Here is a 375-nt window from a genome sequence, read left to right as displayed (position 1 = left end):
ATCCTCAACCCGCTGGGCGTGCCGGGCCGGATGAACGTCGGCCAGGTGCTGGAGACCCACCTCGGGTGGATCGCCGCCCAGGGCTGGGACATCAGCGGGGTGGAGGAGGAGTGGGCCGAGCGCCTGCGCGACAAGGACGCGGACAGGGTCGAGCCCTGGACCAACGTCGCCACCCCGGTGTTCGACGGCGCCGGCGAGGAGGAGATCATCGGTCTTCTGGGCAACACGCTGGTCAACCGCGACGGCGACCGTCTGGTGATGCCCAGTGGAAAGGCGCGGCTGTTCGACGGCCGCTCCGGCGAGCCGTTCCCGCACCCGATCTCGGTGGGTTACATCTACATCCTGAAGCTGCTGCACCTGGTCGACGACAAGATC

Annotated in this window: 1 pseudogene; it reads left to right on the top strand. The window is 68.3% G+C overall.

Annotated features, from left to right (window positions below):
* Nucleotides 1-375: pseudogene (locus HCK04_RS40670) on the top strand (DNA-directed RNA polymerase subunit beta); the annotation flags it as partial.

The sequence above is a fragment of the Microbispora sp. CL1-1 genome (genome assembly GCF_012034195.1).
Classification (GTDB): Bacteria; Actinomycetota; Actinomycetes; order Streptosporangiales; family Streptosporangiaceae; genus Microbispora.
The sequence above is the reverse complement of the archived record's forward strand: the minus strand, read 5'-3'. Positions and strand labels throughout refer to the sequence as shown.